This is a genomic window from Rhizobium sp. PAMB 3182, assembly GCF_052908355.1.
This window is the reverse complement of record NZ_CM128607.1, coordinates 1,471,441-1,487,450: the sequence shown is the minus strand read 5'-3', so window position 1 is coordinate 1,487,450 and position 16,010 is coordinate 1,471,441. Positions and strand designations below refer to the sequence as shown.

Here is a 16,010-nt window from a genome sequence, read left to right as displayed (position 1 = left end):
CATAGAGGAAAACAGACGATGACGACGCCGAGATATTCGATCTGTGTTCCCTCGCGGAACCGCCAGTTCTATTTCCAGAACCTGATTGCCGCGCTGGCGAAGAGCGAGCGCACCGACGTGCAGTTCGTCCTGGCCGACAATTCGGACGAGCCGGAGATCATGAACACGTTCATGCAGGCCTATGCCGGCGACCCCCGCATCGTTTATCTGCCATCGGAAGACCGGACGCTGGCGATGGTCGACAATTGGGAGCGGACCATGGAGGCGGCCACCGGCGACTGGATCACCTTCATCGGCGACGACGACTATGCCGACCCGGACTTCGCCGAGCTGGCCGCAAAGCTTGCAGAGAACGATCCGACCATCGACGCTCTCTGCTGGAGCTCCACCGCCTATATGTGGCCGTCGGAAAGCCGTGGGAAGATCGGTGTCTTCGTGCCGGCAGAGGCCTATGTCGTCAAATATCCGCGCGACGAGCTGCAGCGGCGCATGTTCGGCTGGAACGGCGCGACGCACACGCCATCCGCCGGCTTTTCCGTCTATCATTCGGCGATTTCGCGCAGGCTCATGGACCGGATCAAGGCCACCTTTGGCGGCCGCTATTTCGAGCATCCGGTGGTCGACTACGACAATGCCTTCAAGGTGATCGCGATTGCCGACAACTTTGCCTTCAGCCGGCGTCCGTTCTCGGTCATGGGCAGTTGCCCGAAGAGCAATTCCAACGGCTGCGTCGACTTCTCGGACTTCAGGAAAAAGACGGAGGTCTTCATCGCGGAGGCCGGACGGGACTATCTGACCACCGACGGGTTGGGCGGTTTTCCGTTCAAGAGCATGCTCGGAACCTCGGCGACCATTCTCGAGACGCAGCACTGGTTCAAGGAAACCTACAAGCGCCCGCATGACGGCTGGGAGATCAACTTCGCCAAGGCGGCTGCCAAGGATGTTGAAAAGTACCAGGATCGCGAGATGTTCGATCTGGCGGTGAGCGCCTACGCGGCTGCGTTCAAGGCCTGGAAGGGCGGCAAATATGCCGCGCACTTCGCGCCGAAATTCAAGCCGCAGGTCAGCCCGGAATTCGTCGTGACGTCGGGCTTTACCGAGAATGGTTTCTACATCGACCAGGACATTGCCGGTACGGATTCCGCCGCCGGAATATTCGACGTCATCCGCGCTCTGGTGCGCCCGGCTGACCAGATGGAAGTTCCGGAGGGTGGTCTGAAGTTCTTCTGGGATGCACTCACGCAGGAGCAGCGCGCCCGCCGCGCCTGACGCTGTATCGGCCGGGAAGCGGGTCGGTCAGACCCGCTTCAGGAAGCCGTCCGGCCCGGCGGAGAAGACGATCTTGTGCTCGATCGTCTTGTCGATCTCGAAGGTAAGTGGGCTGCCGTCGGCGGCTGTCCGGCCTTCGTTTGCAACGCGCTTCATGTATTCCCAGACGGCAGTCTTTGGATTGTCGCCCTTGCCCCAGGGCCGGTTCGGCGACAACTCGTCGGGATAGTCCTCGACCACCGTATCCCACACGACGCAATAGGAGCCCTTGGTGGTCAGCGGCGCGTAGTGCTCCAGCTCTTCCAGCACGTGGTCGTGCGTGTGGTTGGAATCGAGGAAGACCATCACCCGTTCGTAGCCTTCGGCCGCCGCCTTCACCTGGTCGACGATCTCCTGAGCGATGGACGAGCCTTGGAACATCTGGATCTTGTGGCTCAGCGGATGCGCCTCGATTGCCTTGCGGTTATGGGCGCGGATGTCGATGTCGACGCCAATGACCTTGCGCTTCGATGCCTTCGGATCGAGCGTCGTGCCCTGTTCGACGGCGTCGCAGTAGTCGAGCATGGCGAGCATGGAAGCGCTCATGATCAGCGAACCGCCATGGGCGATACCGGTCTCGATGATGAGATCCGGACGGCAGGCCCAGACGAGTTCCTGGGTGGCGTAGAGATCCTGCGGGATCTGGATCACCGGACGGCCGAGCCAGGAGAAGTTGTAGGGATAGCGATGACGGACAGATTCGCGCATCCAGATGTTGGAGAGACCAAGGAAGTCCCGGTCGTTCCCGATCTCCTCGATGCTCTTGGCAACCGACTGGCGGAATTCTTCGATCGGATCCATGTTTCCCTCGGCGTCCTGATTCCCTTGCCGACACTCTATGCGAAGCGGGTTTCCTTTGGCGAGCGCTGCGGTTAGTTTTCCCACGAACTAATCCATCGGGAGCATTCATGGGGCGCATTCTGTTGACGGGCGGATCGGGTTTTGTCGGACGGCAGGTCGCAGCCGCGCTCCAGGCTCAAGGCCACGAGCTGGTCCTCGTCCTGCGGCCCGGCAGCAGTGCCCGCATCGCCGGGATCGCGGCGTCAGCCCGTGTGGTCGAGACCGCGGATCTCTTTGCCGAAAGCCTGGAGTGGTGGCGAAAAGCCTGTGATGGCGTCGAAGTCGTCGTTCATGCCGCCTGGCATGTGGTGCCCGGGCAGTTCTATTCCTCGCCGGTCAACTTCGATTGCGTTTCCGGCAGCCTGACGCTCGCGCAGGGCGCAGTGGCCGCGGGCGTGAGGCATTTCGTGGGCATCGGCACCTGCATGGAATATCGGCTGCCCTCGGCGCATCTGGAGGTGGCGGCGCCGCTGGAGCCGTCCAATGTCTATTCGGCGGCCAAGCTCGGTCTTTTTCATATGCTCCAGCACTATTTCGCCGCGACCGGGACAGCCTTCTCGTGGTGCCGCCTGTTTCATCTCTATGGCGAGCACGAGAGTCCGGGTCGACTGGTGCCCTACCTGCGGGCGCAGCTGGAGGCCGGCGAGGTCGCGAAGCTTTCGGCCGGAACGCAGATCCGGGACTTCCTCGATGTTGCGGAGGCGGGTCGCATGATCGCCCGCGTGGTCGAGAGCGGCCAGCCCGGACCTGTCAACATCTGTTCCGGTCGTCCGGTGACGATCCGGCAGATGGCGGAACGCATTGCCGACGAATACGGCCGACGCGACCTGCTGGAGTTCGGTACGGCGCCGCCGCATCCCGCCGATCCGCCGGCAATCGTCGGTGTTCCCAATCTGCAGATTTGATGAGGACTTTCAGCCGACGTCGAGAAACGCCTGTTCCTCGCGCGGCGTAAGTGCCTTGCCGGTGACCACCTTGATCGCCGAGAGAACGCCGTTGGCCGCCGCATAGAATTCCTGCGCGGTGACGGCATTGCCGAGGAAGCGGTCGGCGAGCAGAACCTGTCCCTGCACGCCCCGTCGCCTGTCTGGCCTCGGCATGGGGTTGTATTCGGGCGCGAAGGCCTGGGCGAAACGCCCGTCGCCACAACGGGCGAGAGCCTCGCGATACGCCGCCACCTTCACGTCGAACGCGGCCCGGTCATGGGTCTTCATGCAGTCGATCAGGCAGGCGCGGATGAAGTCCTCGCCGAAGCCATTCCAGGGGCTGCCGAGATCGGTGAGCAGCCGCGCCTGGATGTCGGCGATCGCCGCCGTCACGCCGATGCCGGCATTGAAGGGAAAGCCTTCGAGCGGCGAGGGTATGGCCAGCGGCTGATAGGGTCTGAAGTCGATAGCCGAAAGCGGCCGGTAGCTGAGCGCCATCTGCTCGGAGAACATCAGCACACGGGCAGACCATTCATATTGCGGAAGCGGAGTGAGCCAGCTCAATGGTCCCGAATTGGCGAGAATGGTCTCGAGCAGTGTCCGTTTGATCGCGCCGTGGAACAGGCCGAAGGGCATGGTGGGCGTATCATGCGCGCCGGCCCACAGGAAGAACGCCTGCAGCATCGGCGTTTTGTCCATCGCCGTAATATGGTGCTGACGGGGGATGGCGATCGATGCCGCCACATCGCGCGGGTGGCTGGCGTCGATCTGGAAACTGTTCCAGCCAAGCGCGTCGGTTCCGGGAAGCGCCCGATCGAGATAGGCAAGCACATCGGCGAGATCCGGCTCGATCATGTCGCCGGGCCTGACCAGTGTCAGCCATTCGCCGGTGACCGCCGCCACCGTCCCAATCCACAGATTGGCGGCCGAGATGTTCTCCGGTGCGCTCGGCAGGATGACGAGGCGCGGGTCGCGGGCGGCTATGTCGTACAGTTCGGTTGCCGCGCTGCAGGTATCCATATAGGGCGCGACGATAATCTGGAGGTCGGCGTCACGCTTTGCAAGCAGGCTCTGGACAAGGTGAAGCGGCGGAGAATAACCCGGTTCGACGGGTATGCAGATCGAAAGCTTCGGCATGGCTCATCATCGCCGTCCGGACACGGCGCCCCAGTTCATCACGTCCTGTCTAGAAAACCAAACTTGACCGAACCTGTGCTGCGGGGCTGTCAGGCGGCTCAGCCGCCTGCCTGCTGGGCCAGCTGATAGACCATGGTGCAGCGGTTGCCGGAGGCGCAATAGGCCAGCACCGGTCCTTCGGCCTCGCGGAGAATCTGTTTCAACTGCTTCGCCGCGTCGACCGGCATCGAGCCCGGCACGACCGGCAGATAATGGGCCTTCAGGTTGCGGGCTTCTGCGGCGGCCCGGATCTCGTCGAAGGCCGGCTGGAAGAAACCTTCGCGGTCGGGACGCATGCAGACGATGGCGACGTAGCCTGCATCGGCGATGGCGGGAATATCGGCCTGCTTGATCTGGCCCGTGACGGCAAAACTGTTATCGATCGACCGGATGCTCATGGGGTCTTTCCTTTGGTCTGGGAGCGGAACTGAATATACATATGAAAAACAATATGTAAAAATCAAGGCGCAAAACGAAAGCGCCCCGGTCACGAGGACCGGGGCGCCGAAAATTACCTGCAGTTGGTGGGCTTATCAGTCGATCAGATTGACCAGCTTGCTGATCGAATCCCGGGCATCACCGTAGAACATGCGGGTGTTGTCCTTGTAGAACAGCGGGTTTTCGATGCCGGAATAGCCGGTGCCCTGGCCGCGCTTCGAGACAAACACCTGCTTGGCCTTCCACACTTCCAGAACCGGCATGCCGGCGATCGGCGAATTCGGGTCTTCCTGTGCGGCCGGATTGACGATGTCGTTCGAGCCGATGACGATGACGACGTCGGTCTGCGGGAAGTCCTCGTTGATCTCGTCCATTTCCATAACGATGTCGTAGGGGACCTTGGCTTCCGCCAGCAGCACGTTCATGTGGCCGGGCAGGCGTCCGGCGACCGGGTGGATCGCGAAGCGAACCTCCTTGCCGCTCGCGCGCAGCTTGCGGGTGAGGTCGGAGACCGCGCCCTGGGCCTGGGCGACGGCCATGCCGTAGCCCGGAACGATGATGATGCTGTCGGCATCGTTGAGCGCTGCTGCGACCCCTTCGGCATCGATGGCGATCTGCTCGCCCTCGACTTCCATCGCCGGACCCTTCGAGCCGCCGAAGCCGCCGAGGATGACCGAGATGAAGGAGCGGTTCATGGCCTTGCACATGATGTAGGACAGGATGGCGCCCGACGAGCCGACCAACGCGCCGACGACGATCAACAGGTCGTTCGACAGCGAGAAGCCGATGGCCGCCGCCGCCCAGCCCGAATACGAGTTCAGCATCGAGACGACGACCGGCATGTCTGCGCCGCCGATACCCATGATCAGGTGGTAGCCGATGAACAGGGCGGCGAGCGTCACGATGACGATCGCCAGCGTCGAGCCGGACGAGAGATAGACGAACAGCATGACGAGCGAGAGGATCGCCGCGGCCGCATTCAGGGCATGGCCGCCCGGCAGCTTCTTCGCCTTGCCATCCACCTTGCCGGCAAGCTTGCCGAAGGCGATGACCGAGCCGGTGAAGGTCACGGCGCCGATGAAGATACCGAGGAAGGTCTCGACGCGCAGGATGTTGATTTCGACCGGGCTCTTGTGCGCGATGACGGCGGCAAAGCCGGTGAGCGCCTGGCGGGCCGTCTCATCCATGCCGGCAAGGCGGATGAGCTCGATATGCGTGTTGAAGCCGATCAGCACCGCCGCAAGGCCGACCAGCGAATGCATGGCGGCGACGAGCTGCGGCATTTCGGTCATCTGCACGCGCTGGGCGACGACCCAGCCGATCGCGCCGCCGATGACGATCATGATCAGCGACAGCAGCCAGTTGCCGGCGCCCGGGCCGTAAAGCGTCGCGAGAACCGCGAGGCCCATGCCGACAATGCCGTACCAGACCGCGCGCTTGGCGCTTTCCTGTCCCGAAAGTCCGCCCAGCGACTGGATGAAGAGGACGGCTGCGACCACATAGGCCGCCGTGGTAAATCCGTATTCCATGGCTCAAGCCCTCCCCATCACGACTTCTGGAACATGGCGAGCATGCGCCTGGTGACCATGAAGCCACCGAAAATATTGATCCCCGCCATGAAGACGGAGAGCGCGCCGAGCACCGCCACCAGCACGCTTCCCGAGCCGATCTGCATCAGCGCGCCGAGGATGATGATGGAGGAGATGGCGTTCGTGACTGCCATCAGCGGCGTGTGCAGCGAATGCGACACGTTCCAGATCACCTGGAAGCCGACGAAGCAGGAGAGCACGAAGACGATGAAGTGCGACATGAAGCTTGCCGGCGCGAAATAACCGGCGAGAAGGATCAGCGCACCACCGACGACCAGCAGGCTCACCTGCTGGCGCGTTGCCTTCTTGAAGGCGGCGGTTTCGGCCGCACGCTTTTCCTCGGGCGTCAGCTCCTTGGCCTTCTCCTTCGGCTTCTGCGCGGCGATCGCCTGGATCTTCGGCGGCGGCGGCGGGAAGGTGATCTCACCCTGGTAGGCGACCGTCGCTCCACGGATGACGTCGTCTTCCATGTTGTGGACGAGCTTGCCGTCCTTGGCCGGCGTCAGGTCCGTCATCATGTGGCGGATATTGGTGGAATAGAGCGTCGACGACTGCGCGGCCATGCGGCTCGGGAAATCCGTGTAGCCGATGACGGTAACGCCGTTCTCGGAAACCACCTTCTGGTCGGCGACCGTGAGATCGCAATTGCCGCCGCGTTCGGCGGCAAGGTCGACGACGACCGAACCGGGCTTCATGGCGGCGACCATGTCGGCCAGCCAGAGCTTCGGCGCGTCGCGGCCGGGGATCAGCGCCGTGGTGATGACGATATCGATCTCGGGCGCGATCTCGCGGAACTTCTTCAGCTGCGCTTCGCGGAATTCCGGTGAGGAGGGGGCTGCATAGCCGCCCGTCGCCGCGCCGTCCTGGGCCGGGCCTTCGAAATCAAGGAAGACGAACTGGGCGCCCATGGATTCGATCTGCTCGGCGACTTCCGGGCGAACGTCGAAGGCATAGGTGATGGCGCCGAGCGAAACGCTGGTGCCGACGGCGGCAAGACCGGCGACGCCGGCGCCGATGACCAGCACCTTGGCCGGCGGGATCTTGCCGGCGGCCGTTACCTGGCCGGTGAAGAAGCGACCGAAATTGTTGCCGGCCTCGATCACGGCGCGGTAGCCGGCGATATTGGCCATCGAGGACAGCGCGTCCATCTTCTGGGCGCGCGAGATGCGCGGCACCATGTCCATGGCGATCACGTTCGCGCCGGTTGCGGAGGCGGCGTCCAGGAGATCCTTGTTCTGTGCCGGGTAGAAGAAGGAAATCAATGTCTTGCCGGCAGAAAGGCGGGCGACCTCATTCGTCTCCGGCGGCCGCACCTTGGCGATGACGTCCGCCTTCGCGTAAAGCGCTTCGGCGTTCTCGACGACGGTCACGCCGGCATTGGCGTAGGTCTCGTCGGAAAAGCCGGCGGCTTTGCCAGCGCAGGTCTCGATCACGCACTCATAGCCGAGCTTCTGCAGCTGCCTGGCACTGTCCGGTGTCATCGCGACGCGCGACTCCCCGGCAAAGGTCTCCTTGGGTGAGCCTATGTACATTGATTGTTGTCCTCCAAACCCTCTCGAAAAGCGGCTGACCGCTCCTGACGTCACCGCAGCCGAGCCGCGGATATCGTCGCCATGTCTTAGGGGCGAACCGCACGGTACGCAAGCTGTCGCATTCCAACAATTGGCCGGTTTTCGATCAAGTTTTGCCCAAATGCGACAAATTCCGGTTTGCAGGCGCCCCGCGCCGATCAGCGTGGCATGTCCCGATGGGGCATTCGCCCTCCGCCCGGTCAAATCCTCGACTTTCTGACCGTGTCAGATGCATTTCGTTAATCAGCCATTAAAGAATCTATGCGAGAACTGGCCATCGAATAAGCAAAGGCACGGGGCCGCCAATGCTTGTTCCGGGCCGCCGCGGAGCAATCCGCGCGGCCCTTTTTCGTTTGTGGCGATGAGCGGCAGTCCACCGATGCGGCGGGAGCCGTTCAAGGTCTACGGGCCACGACTTGGTGCTATTGTTGTGATTTTATGGAAGCTTGTCAGCAAAAATGGTGCTGCTAGAGAGATTTGAAATCTGATATTTTGTGAAATAACTATTGATTATATTGTAGTAATTTTCAGCTCTTGTAAAGAGTTGTGTGCAGCCTTCGTGTCAAGGAAGGCGCTTGCTAGCTGTCTCTGACATCATCTTCCAAGTTCACAGTTTCAATACATTCCTTTCTCGCGATTGCCTCGTCCTTGCGATCCTCAGACGAGAAGGTGCCGACCTTGAGCCGACTGCGACCTCCAGCCACACCTTTCCAATCTTCCCTTAGCTTCTTTATTTGCTCTGCCAACATCACCACGGGATTTCGGGCGCCCAGGTAGGATAACCCTGCGCAGTCATCGCGCACTAAGCCGATGTGAAACTCTGGTTCCGAAGGGAACGCGCCCAATTGTTCCGGAGATCGCGGACCGGATATCCCAGTGTCAAGAGCAAGGTCACTCCGGGCAGAAATGGAAAATTGCGACTTCGGAAAATCGCGTATCGAATTGATCATGTAGTGGCTTCGTGCCAAGAAATAGACGCCTTTGATAATTTTGGACTTAGGGCGTTTCAGAGCTAATATGTTTTCAAAGCAAGGATTTTTTCGAACGAAAACGCGCCCTTGGCGACGGTCGCTGGTCAAGCGCTCTTCGGATGGGTTCTTCTGGGCTGTCGCGAAGGTACGGCGTGATCTTGCAACGGGCCGGATCGTCGCGGTGACAGGAAGTTCCGGAAAGACGACGACGACACGATTGATCAGCCGCGCCCTTTCGAAAAAGTACCGTGTAAGCGGGTCGGATATATATAATACGTTTCCCGACATTATCAGGAGGTTGTCCCGTCTTCGTCGTCATGCCGAAATTGCGGTCTTCGAAGCGGGAGCAACGGTCCCCGGCAGTATTCGGAGTATCGCAGCTGTGATCAGGCCGGATGTTGCCGTTGTCACCATGGTCGCGCGTGAACATCATTCTGCATTCAGGACTTTGGAGGCAATAGCGGCGGAAAAAAGCGACTTGGTGGCGGCGCTGCCTGCTGACGGGTTGGCAATTCTCAACGGCGACGATCCACGTGTCGCAGCCATGGCGGGACGAACCGATGCGCGCACGGTCTTGTTCGGCGCGAACGGGGCGTTTGACTACAGGATCGCTGAGGTTTCGTTCACTTTCCCAAATCCTCTTGTCGTTGTCGTGGAGTGCTCTCATGGTCGGTTCCCTATACGGTCAAGCTTGGCGGGCAGGCATTTTGCCCACGACATCGCGGCAGCCTTTGCGGCCGCGGTGGAATTGGGCGTCCCTCCGTCTGAAGCAGCCGAGCGTATTGGCGAGGTTCCCACTGTTCACAACCGCTGCGAGATTGTGCAGATCCCCGGCGGGCCGATGTTTATTTTGGACATCAAGGGATCCTATCATTCAATCCCGATAGCCCTTGATCTTCTGGCGGAGGCGCGCGCTCCCCGAAAGCGTGCTGTTATCGGCCATCTCTCGGACTACAGTTTTCGTTCCAGAAAGGCTTACAGTTCAGTCTATGCCTTGGCGGCAGCAGTCGCCGACGAGGTCATTTTTGTCGGCGAAAACGCTCATCGATCCGGGGCAAGTAGGGACGATCGCGAGGCCGGACGGTTTAAAGCATTTGATGATGTCCTCGCCGCACGGGAATACATCCGTGCAACCGCGATTCCTGGCGAAGCCATACTCGTCAAGGGGGCGAGTGCTTTCCATCTGGAACGAATTGGGATGTCTTTCCGGGAAGAGGTGCGCTGCTGGGAATATCGTTGTGGATATACGATTGGCTGTGCCGATTGCGGACTGTATAACTTTCCGTTGCAGGAACATTCGCGCGTTCGCCGTGCCAGGAAGCGTGCAGGAATTCCACTCAAGATGGATTGATCGTGGTTGGCTGTTTGCCAGAAGGAGAGCGATGAAAATCCCGAAGCGTCTCGGTCATATCTGGATAGGCCCTAAACGGGCTCCCATGGAATGGATGCAAAGCTGGACAGAAAAACACCCCGGCTGGGAATACGCATTTTATGACGATGACTGGGTTCGTCAGGCGGGATTGGAGACGCAACCGCAAATCGATGAATACATGAAGCGGGGTTGGTATGCGGGCGCGGCCGATCTTATCCGTTACGAAATTCTCTTCCGCAACGGTGGATATATCGCCGGTGCGGACTCAATATGCATCCACCCGATTGACGAACTTTTCCATGATGACGGGGAGCTCTATACGGTCTACGAGAACGAATTTCTGCGGGGTCAGCTTGTCGCTCCAATCGTCGCCGCCGCATCTGGTCACCCCTTTCTGCGCTTGATCATAGATACGTTGAAGGCTCGCGACCCCCTATACCTCGACCATCCGTGGCGGGAGACCGGAAACCTTTTTGTTGCAGAGATGATCGAAAAACATCAGCCAGACATAGTCATCTGGCCGTCACATGTTTTGATTCCGGAGCATTTTACAGGGCGCGCCTATCGTGGCGACGGCAAGGTCTACGCGCGTCAGATGTTCGGTGAAACGGTGGGTGCTTACGAATCGGCGACACTATGGTCCAAGCTTGTCGCTAAGCGTGCTGCCGTCTACGCCTCGCTGGCGCGCAAACGCCTTAGGCGAGCAGGCAAATTCAAGAAACTTTAGGGAGAAGCTCGACCGTTGCGGACAAGTCAAACATTGTCGGCGGCAACGCATTTGTGTTGGTTTCTACGGAGCACTGCCTCGGCGAAGAGACCTATTCTAACTGGCTGTCATGCCGTGATTTGGACCAGCCCGATGGCGGATTTGCTTTCATCACGCGCCGCCTTCGTGCCTTAACTGCCGCAAGTGCAAACGCAAGAAGAATAATAAATTCAAGGGGAAATAATGGTGCTGCTAGAGAGATTTGAACTCTCGGCCTCTCCCTTACCAAGGGAGTGCTCTACCCCTGAGCTATAGCAGCTGATTGTGAAGCAGGTTGCTTCGTTCCTTGCGGTCGGGGCGGCTATTGCCACAGGTTTGGGGCGAGCGCAAGCTGCAAATTGCGCAACGGTGGACAATTTTGCTTCAGGTCGCCACTTTTGGCAATTGCTGTAGGGCGGCTTTTGCACGGGCGAATATTTCGCTAGAACGTCGCCAGGATAGGCGGTCCGGCCCAGGCGGCGCGGGCCGTGAGATTGGCAATTGAGGACGAAGCTCTGTGTCTTCGAAAAATGCAAAAGACGGTGGAAAGACTGTGAAAACCGCGGCCGAGCGGGCGGCGGAGCAGCGCAAGGCGCGTGCGGCGGCAAAGCTGCGGGAAAACCTGATGCGCCGCAAGACGCAGGCGCGTTCGCGCCGGGCCGGCGATGCCGACGAGACGGACGGGCTTCCCGCCGTAAAATCGGACGAATCGTGACGGACAACCGTGCCGCTTTCAATTGAATGCGCGGACTTAATCATCTAAAGACCCATCCCAATCTTTATGAATAGGAAAGGCGGGCGCGAAAATCGGCCCGTAGGTTTACATGGATCGCATCAGGATCATCGGCGGCAATCCGCTTAACGGTATAATCCCGATCTCGGGCGCCAAGAACGCTGCGCTGCCGCTGATGATCGCCTCGCTCCTGACCAGCGATACGCTGACGCTCGAGAACGTCCCGCATCTGGCCGACGTCGAGCAGCTGATGCGCATCCTCGGCAATCACGGCGTAGACATCGCCGTCAACGGCCGCCGCGAAAGCCAGGGCGAGAGTTATTCCCGCACCATCCATTTCACCTGCCGCACCGTCGTCGATACGACCGCACCCTACGATCTCGTGTCCAAGATGCGCGCCAGCTTCTGGGTGATCGGCCCGCTGCTCGCCCGCGAAGGCCAGGCCCGCGTCTCTCTTCCGGGCGGCTGCGCCATCGGCACGCGGCCGGTCGACCTCTTCATCGAGGGCTTGACGGCACTCGGTGCCGAAATGGAAATCGATAGCGGCTATATCAATGCCAAGGCGCCGAAGGGCGGCCTGGTCGGCACCCGCTACACCTTCCCGAAGGTGTCGGTCGGCGCCACCCATGTGATGATGATGGCCGCGTCGCTGGCCCGCGGCACGACGGTGATCGGCAATGCGGCCCGCGAGCCGGAAGTCGTCGATCTCGCCAACTGCCTGAATGCCATGGGCGCCAAGATCACCGGGCAGGGCACCTCGACGATCACGATCGAAGGCGTCACCTCGCTGTCCGGCGCGCGCCATCGCGTCCTGCCGGACCGCATCGAGACGGGCACCTACGCCATGGCCGTCGCCATGACGGGCGGCGATGTCACGCTCGAAGGCACCAATGCGCATCTCCTCGATACCGCGCTCGAAGCGATCCGCCGCGCCGGCGCCGAAGTCACCGAGACGGCATCGGGCATCCGCGTGGTGCGCAATGGCGGCGGCATCAAGCCGGTCGACGTGGTCACCGATCCGTATCCGGGCTTCCCGACCGACCTGCAGGCACAGTTCATGGGGCTGATGACGCGGTCGTCCGGCGTCTCGCACATCACCGAGACCATTTTCGAAAACCGCTTCATGCATGTGCAGGAGCTGGCCCGCCTCGGCGCGCGGATCTCGCTCTCCGGCCAGACCGCGAAGATCGAGGGCGTCCAGAAGCTGCGCGGCGCGCCGGTCATGGCGACCGATCTTCGCGCTTCGGTGTCGCTGGTCATCGCCGGCCTTGCCGCCGAAGGCGAGACCACCGTCAGCCGTGTCTATCACCTCGATCGCGGTTTCGAGCGGCTGGAAGAAAAGCTCACCAATTGCGGTGCCACCGTCGAGCGGGTCAGCGACTGATCCGCCGCCACATTTCCGCGTCCGGCCGCCTCGTGCTGTTGCGGTTTGCGCCGCAGCATCCTATGTGCTTCGCTAACGGTAAGTGACACGATGGAAACCTTGCAATGAGCGAATTGAAGCTTCTGGCACTGGATGAGGACGACCTGAAGGTCATCTCCGCCTGCATGCAGGACGCGGTGTTCAAGATCGGCGACATGTCCTTCGAGGCGAAGGCCGGCCAGTTTATGCTGGCTGCCAACCGTTTCGTCTGGGAAGAAGAGACGAAGCGGCGCAAGACGCACGAACGCCGCCGCGCCGCCATCGTCTTCAAGCGGGTCAAGGCCGTCCGGTCGATCGGCTTCGACCGCAAGGACAGGGACGGCGTTCTGTCGCTGCTCGCCATCCGCTACGAACGGGACGGCGAGGGGCCGGAAGGCTGGGTCGAGCTGACGCTTGCCGGCGGCGGATCGATCATGCTTCAGGTCGAGGTATTGGAGGCCCAGCTCGCCGATATCGGCGGTGCCTGGGAAACCGCGCGCAAGCCCTTCCATCCGGAAGCCGGCTGAGGCACGGTTCCCCTTGAGGGGGGCTATTGGGGGATTGGCCGCCTTGCGGCCGGACATGAAAGGAAGACGACGTGGCAATCTGGCTTGAGAGCTCGGCGGCGGATTTCGAGGCGCGGTTCGCAGCCTTCCTGACGACCAAGCGCGAAGTCTCGCAGGACGTCAATGCTGTCGTGGCCCGCATCATCGCGGACGTGCAGGAGCGCGGCGACGAAGCTCTTGCGGTCTACACGTCCCGTTTTGACGGCATAGACGTGAGGACCGCCGGTCTGGCCGTCACCGCCGCCGAAATCGACAAGGCTTACGGTGAAGTCGAGCCGGCCGTCATCGAGGCCTTGAAGCTTGCGGCCGAACGCATCGAAAAGCACCACAGCCGGCAATTGCCGAAGGACGATATCTACGAGGACGCGCTGGGCGTCGGCCTCGGTTCGCGCTGGACGGCGATCGAGGCGGTCGGCCTTTATGTCCCGGGCGGTACGGCGAGCTATCCGAGCTCGGTGCTGATGAACGCCATCCCGGCCAAGGTCGCCGGCGTCGAGCGCATCGTCATGGTCGTGCCGGCCAATGGCGGCAAGCTCAATCCCGCGGTTCTCGCCGCCGCCCGCATCGCCGGCGTATCGGAAATCTACCGCATCGGTGGCGCACAGGCCGTCGCAGCACTGGCCTATGGTACCAAGACCATCGCGCCGGTCGCGAAGATCACCGGCCCCGGCAACGCCTATGTGGCGGCTGCCAAGCGCCAGGTGTTCGGCACGGTTGGCATAGACATGATCGCCGGCCCGTCGGAAGTCCTGGTGATTGCAGACCGCAACAATGATCCCGACTGGATCGCCGCCGACCTGCTGGCCCAGGCCGAGCACGATGCCGGCGCCCAGTCTATCCTGATGACGGATGACGCCGAATTCGGAAAGGCGGTCGAGGCTGCCGTCGAGCGGCAGTTGAAGACCCTGCCGCGCGGCGAGACGGCGGCCGCCAGCTGGCGCGATTTCGGCGCCATCATCGTCGTCGAGACGCTCGACCAGTCGCTGCCGCTTGCCAACCGTATTGCCGCCGAACACCTGGAACTCGCCGTTGATGATCCGGACCGGCTGCTGGAAGGCATCCGCAATGCCGGCGCGATCTTCGTCGGCCGCCATACGCCGGAGGTGATCGGCGATTATGTCGGCGGCTCCAACCACGTCCTGCCGACCGCCCGCTCGGCCCGCTTCTCGTCCGGCCTTTCGGTGCTCGACTACATGAAGCGCACGTCGATTCTGCGTTTGGGACCGGAGCAGCTTCGCGCGCTCGGGCCCGCCGCCATCACGCTTGCCGAATGCGAGGGGCTCGGCGCGCACGCCCGCTCGGTCGGCATTCGCCTCAATCTGGAGAGTTAGGCGATGGCGGGGGAGAAAAGGCTCTGCGATGTCACGCTGGACGAAAGCATCGGCCGCTCCACCCCCGATGTCGAGCATGAACGCGCCGTCGCCATCTTCGATCTGATCGAGGAAAACAGCTTCCATCCTGTCGGCCACGAGGGCGGCCCCTACAAGCTCAACCTGTCTCTGGTCGACGCCAAGCTGGTCTTCGACATCAAGACGGACGGCGGCGCCCATGTGGCGACCCACATCCTGTCGCTGACGCCCTTTCGGCGGATCGTGAAGGATTATTTCATGATCTGCGAAAGCTACTACGAGGCGATCCGCTCCTCGACGCCGAGCCAGATCGAGGCGATCGACATGGGGCGCCGCGGCATCCACAATGACGGATCTCAGACCCTGATGGACCGGCTGAAAGGCAAGATCGAGATCGATTTCGATACGGCCCGCCGGCTCTTCACCCTCGTCTGCGTGCTCTATTGGCGGGGATGACGGGCATGACGGACCCGTCCGACGGCAAGGAGAACAGCCGGGCGCCGGGCGCGATCCTCTTCATGTGCGGCATGAATTCGATCCGCTCGCCGATGGCCGAAGCGATCGCCCGTTCGCTGCTGCCGCGCGGCACCTATATTGCTTCGGCCGGGGTGCGCACCGGCAAGCGCGACCCCTTCGTCGACGCCGTGCTCGACGAGATCGGCCTCACGCTCGGCCGTCGCCAGCCGCAGACGCTGGAAGAGCTTGAGGACGACTATTTCGATCTGGTCATCACGCTCGCGCCTGAAGCCCACCACGCCGCGCTCGAACTGACGCGCGCCAACGCGGTCGACGTCATGTACTGGCCGACGCCGGACCCGACGGTTGCCACCGGCACCCGCGAGCAGATCCTGTCGGCATACCGTGACGTCCGCGACCACCTGACCCGGCAGATCAAGGCCCATCTTTCCACGGGCCGCGCGGCAGACCTCGGCTGAAAGCCGGACTGACCCACTAAGCACCCCGCAATACGATCTTCCTGAAAAGCTCCTCGGCTTCTGCACAGGTTCTGCAAACGCAGCCTGCA

The 16,010-nt window shown here is 61.6% G+C and carries 16 protein-coding genes and 1 tRNA gene; 10 read left to right on the top strand and 7 right to left on the bottom strand.

All coding sequences use genetic code 11. From position 1 onward, the window contains the following. Positions 1-18 precede the first annotated feature (18 nt). Positions 19-1,269: a glycosyltransferase family A protein gene (locus tag ACU5AZ_RS07425; protein WP_446825372.1), complete on the top strand. Its 1,251-nt coding sequence runs from the start codon at positions 19-21 to the stop codon at positions 1,267-1,269. Positions 1,270-1,296: 27 nt separating this feature from the next. Here the strand turns inward: ACU5AZ_RS07425 and ACU5AZ_RS07420 are convergent, their stop codons facing one another. After that, positions 1,297-2,109, bottom strand: coding sequence for a cephalosporin hydroxylase family protein (locus tag ACU5AZ_RS07420; protein ID WP_446825371.1), 813 nt, complete (start codon positions 2,107-2,109; stop codon positions 1,297-1,299). 107 nt (positions 2,110-2,216) lie between these two features. Between ACU5AZ_RS07420 and ACU5AZ_RS07415 the strand changes: the two genes are divergently transcribed. Next, a complete protein-coding gene (locus tag ACU5AZ_RS07415) occupies positions 2,217-3,053 on the top strand; it encodes an NAD-dependent epimerase/dehydratase family protein (protein WP_446825370.1) in 837 nt (278 codons plus the stop codon). A 9-nt stretch (positions 3,054-3,062) separates the two neighbouring features. Here ACU5AZ_RS07415 and ACU5AZ_RS07410 read toward each other — a convergent pair whose 3' ends face one another. The 5 genes from ACU5AZ_RS07410 to ACU5AZ_RS07390 all read right to left on the bottom strand — a co-directional run bounded on the left by ACU5AZ_RS07410 (position 3,063) and on the right by ACU5AZ_RS07390 (position 8,798). After that, positions 3,063-4,211 (bottom strand): hypothetical protein, encoded by a 1,149-nt coding sequence (locus ACU5AZ_RS07410; protein WP_446825369.1) that lies wholly within the window; start codon positions 4,209-4,211, stop codon positions 3,063-3,065. A 98-nt stretch (positions 4,212-4,309) separates the two neighbouring features. Beyond that, entirely contained in the window at positions 4,310-4,648 is a 339-nt protein-coding gene (locus ACU5AZ_RS07405; RefSeq protein WP_446825368.1) for a TIGR01244 family sulfur transferase, read from the bottom strand. A 135-nt stretch (positions 4,649-4,783) separates the two neighbouring features. After that, positions 4,784-6,217 (bottom strand): NAD(P)(+) transhydrogenase (Re/Si-specific) subunit beta, encoded by a 1,434-nt coding sequence (locus ACU5AZ_RS07400; RefSeq protein ID WP_446825367.1) that lies wholly within the window; start codon positions 6,215-6,217, stop codon positions 4,784-4,786. Positions 6,218-6,234: 17 nt separating this feature from the next. Beyond that, a complete protein-coding gene (locus ACU5AZ_RS07395; protein WP_446825366.1) occupies positions 6,235-7,809 on the bottom strand; it encodes a Re/Si-specific NAD(P)(+) transhydrogenase subunit alpha in 1,575 nt (524 codons plus the stop codon). Positions 7,810-8,426: 617 nt separating this feature from the next. Further along, positions 8,427-8,798: a hypothetical protein gene (locus ACU5AZ_RS07390; RefSeq protein ID WP_446825365.1), complete on the bottom strand. Its 372-nt coding sequence runs from the start codon at positions 8,796-8,798 to the stop codon at positions 8,427-8,429. Between the two features lie 67 nt (positions 8,799-8,865). Between ACU5AZ_RS07390 and ACU5AZ_RS07385 the strand changes: the two genes are divergently transcribed. Together ACU5AZ_RS07385 and ACU5AZ_RS07380 are read left to right on the top strand one after the other, a co-directional pair. After that, positions 8,866-10,170 (top strand): Mur ligase family protein, encoded by a 1,305-nt coding sequence (locus ACU5AZ_RS07385; protein WP_446825364.1) that lies wholly within the window; start codon positions 8,866-8,868, stop codon positions 10,168-10,170. A 31-nt stretch (positions 10,171-10,201) separates the two neighbouring features. After that, complete coding sequence (locus ACU5AZ_RS07380; RefSeq protein ID WP_446825363.1) at positions 10,202-10,918, top strand: glycosyltransferase family 32 protein; 717 nt, start codon at positions 10,202-10,204, stop codon at positions 10,916-10,918. Between the two features lie 223 nt (positions 10,919-11,141). Here the strand turns inward: ACU5AZ_RS07380 and ACU5AZ_RS07375 are convergent. After that, a tRNA-Thr gene (locus ACU5AZ_RS07375) sits at positions 11,142-11,216 on the bottom strand. A 273-nt stretch (positions 11,217-11,489) separates the two neighbouring features. Here ACU5AZ_RS07375 and ACU5AZ_RS07370 point away from each other — a divergent pair. The 6 genes from ACU5AZ_RS07370 to ACU5AZ_RS07345 all read left to right on the top strand — a co-directional run bounded on the left by ACU5AZ_RS07370 (position 11,490) and on the right by ACU5AZ_RS07345 (position 15,921). Further along, a complete protein-coding gene (locus tag ACU5AZ_RS07370) occupies positions 11,490-11,651 on the top strand; it encodes a hypothetical protein (RefSeq protein WP_446825362.1) in 162 nt (53 codons plus the stop codon). A gap of 109 nt (positions 11,652-11,760) precedes the next feature. Then, complete coding sequence (gene murA, locus ACU5AZ_RS07365; protein WP_446825361.1) at positions 11,761-13,053, top strand: UDP-N-acetylglucosamine 1-carboxyvinyltransferase; 1,293 nt, start codon at positions 11,761-11,763, stop codon at positions 13,051-13,053. A gap of 104 nt (positions 13,054-13,157) precedes the next feature. Further along, entirely contained in the window at positions 13,158-13,598 is a 441-nt protein-coding gene (locus ACU5AZ_RS07360; RefSeq protein ID WP_446825360.1) for a DUF2948 family protein, read from the top strand. A 71-nt stretch (positions 13,599-13,669) separates the two neighbouring features. Then, the gene (hisD, locus tag ACU5AZ_RS07355; RefSeq protein ID WP_446825359.1) at positions 13,670-14,968 is read left to right on the top strand and encodes a histidinol dehydrogenase; all 1,299 of its coding nucleotides are present in this window, start codon (positions 13,670-13,672) and stop codon (positions 14,966-14,968) included. A gap of 3 nt (positions 14,969-14,971) precedes the next feature. Continuing rightward, entirely contained in the window at positions 14,972-15,442 is a 471-nt protein-coding gene (locus ACU5AZ_RS07350; RefSeq protein WP_446825358.1) for a UPF0262 family protein, read from the top strand. Between the two features lie 5 nt (positions 15,443-15,447). Further along, positions 15,448-15,921 carry an arsenate-mycothiol transferase ArsC gene (locus ACU5AZ_RS07345; RefSeq protein ID WP_446825357.1) on the top strand — a complete coding sequence of 158 codons (474 nt, stop codon included), beginning with the start codon at positions 15,448-15,450 and terminating at the stop codon, positions 15,919-15,921. Positions 15,922-16,010 lie beyond the last annotated feature (89 nt).

Bases quoted from the DNA above. Each gene is read 5' to 3' on its own strand.
- ACU5AZ_RS07425 (WP_446825372.1), top strand. From the start codon at position 19: ATGACGACGCCGAGATATTCGATCTGTGTTCCCTCGCGGAACCGCCAG.
- ACU5AZ_RS07420 (WP_446825371.1), bottom strand. From the start codon at position 2,109: ATGGATCCGATCGAAGAATTCCGCCAGTCGGTTGCCAAGAGCATCGAG.
- ACU5AZ_RS07415 (WP_446825370.1), top strand. From the start codon at position 2,217: ATGGGGCGCATTCTGTTGACGGGCGGATCGGGTTTTGTCGGACGGCAG.
- ACU5AZ_RS07410 (WP_446825369.1), bottom strand. From the start codon at position 4,211: ATGCCGAAGCTTTCGATCTGCATACCCGTCGAACCGGGTTATTCTCCG.
- ACU5AZ_RS07405 (WP_446825368.1), bottom strand. From the start codon at position 4,648: ATGAGCATCCGGTCGATCGATAACAGTTTTGCCGTCACGGGCCAGATC.
- ACU5AZ_RS07400 (WP_446825367.1), bottom strand. From the start codon at position 6,217: ATGGAATACGGATTTACCACGGCGGCCTATGTGGTCGCAGCCGTCCTC.
- ACU5AZ_RS07395 (WP_446825366.1), bottom strand. From the start codon at position 7,809: ATGTACATAGGCTCACCCAAGGAGACCTTTGCCGGGGAGTCGCGCGTC.
- ACU5AZ_RS07390 (WP_446825365.1), bottom strand. From the start codon at position 8,798: ATGATCAATTCGATACGCGATTTTCCGAAGTCGCAATTTTCCATTTCT.
- ACU5AZ_RS07385 (WP_446825364.1), top strand. From the start codon at position 8,866: ATGTTTTCAAAGCAAGGATTTTTTCGAACGAAAACGCGCCCTTGGCGA.
- ACU5AZ_RS07380 (WP_446825363.1), top strand. From the start codon at position 10,202: ATGAAAATCCCGAAGCGTCTCGGTCATATCTGGATAGGCCCTAAACGG.
- murA (WP_446825361.1), top strand. From the start codon at position 11,761: ATGGATCGCATCAGGATCATCGGCGGCAATCCGCTTAACGGTATAATC.
- ACU5AZ_RS07360 (WP_446825360.1), top strand. From the start codon at position 13,158: ATGAGCGAATTGAAGCTTCTGGCACTGGATGAGGACGACCTGAAGGTC.
- ACU5AZ_RS07350 (WP_446825358.1), top strand. From the start codon at position 14,972: ATGGCGGGGGAGAAAAGGCTCTGCGATGTCACGCTGGACGAAAGCATC.
- ACU5AZ_RS07345 (WP_446825357.1), top strand. From the start codon at position 15,448: ATGACGGACCCGTCCGACGGCAAGGAGAACAGCCGGGCGCCGGGCGCG.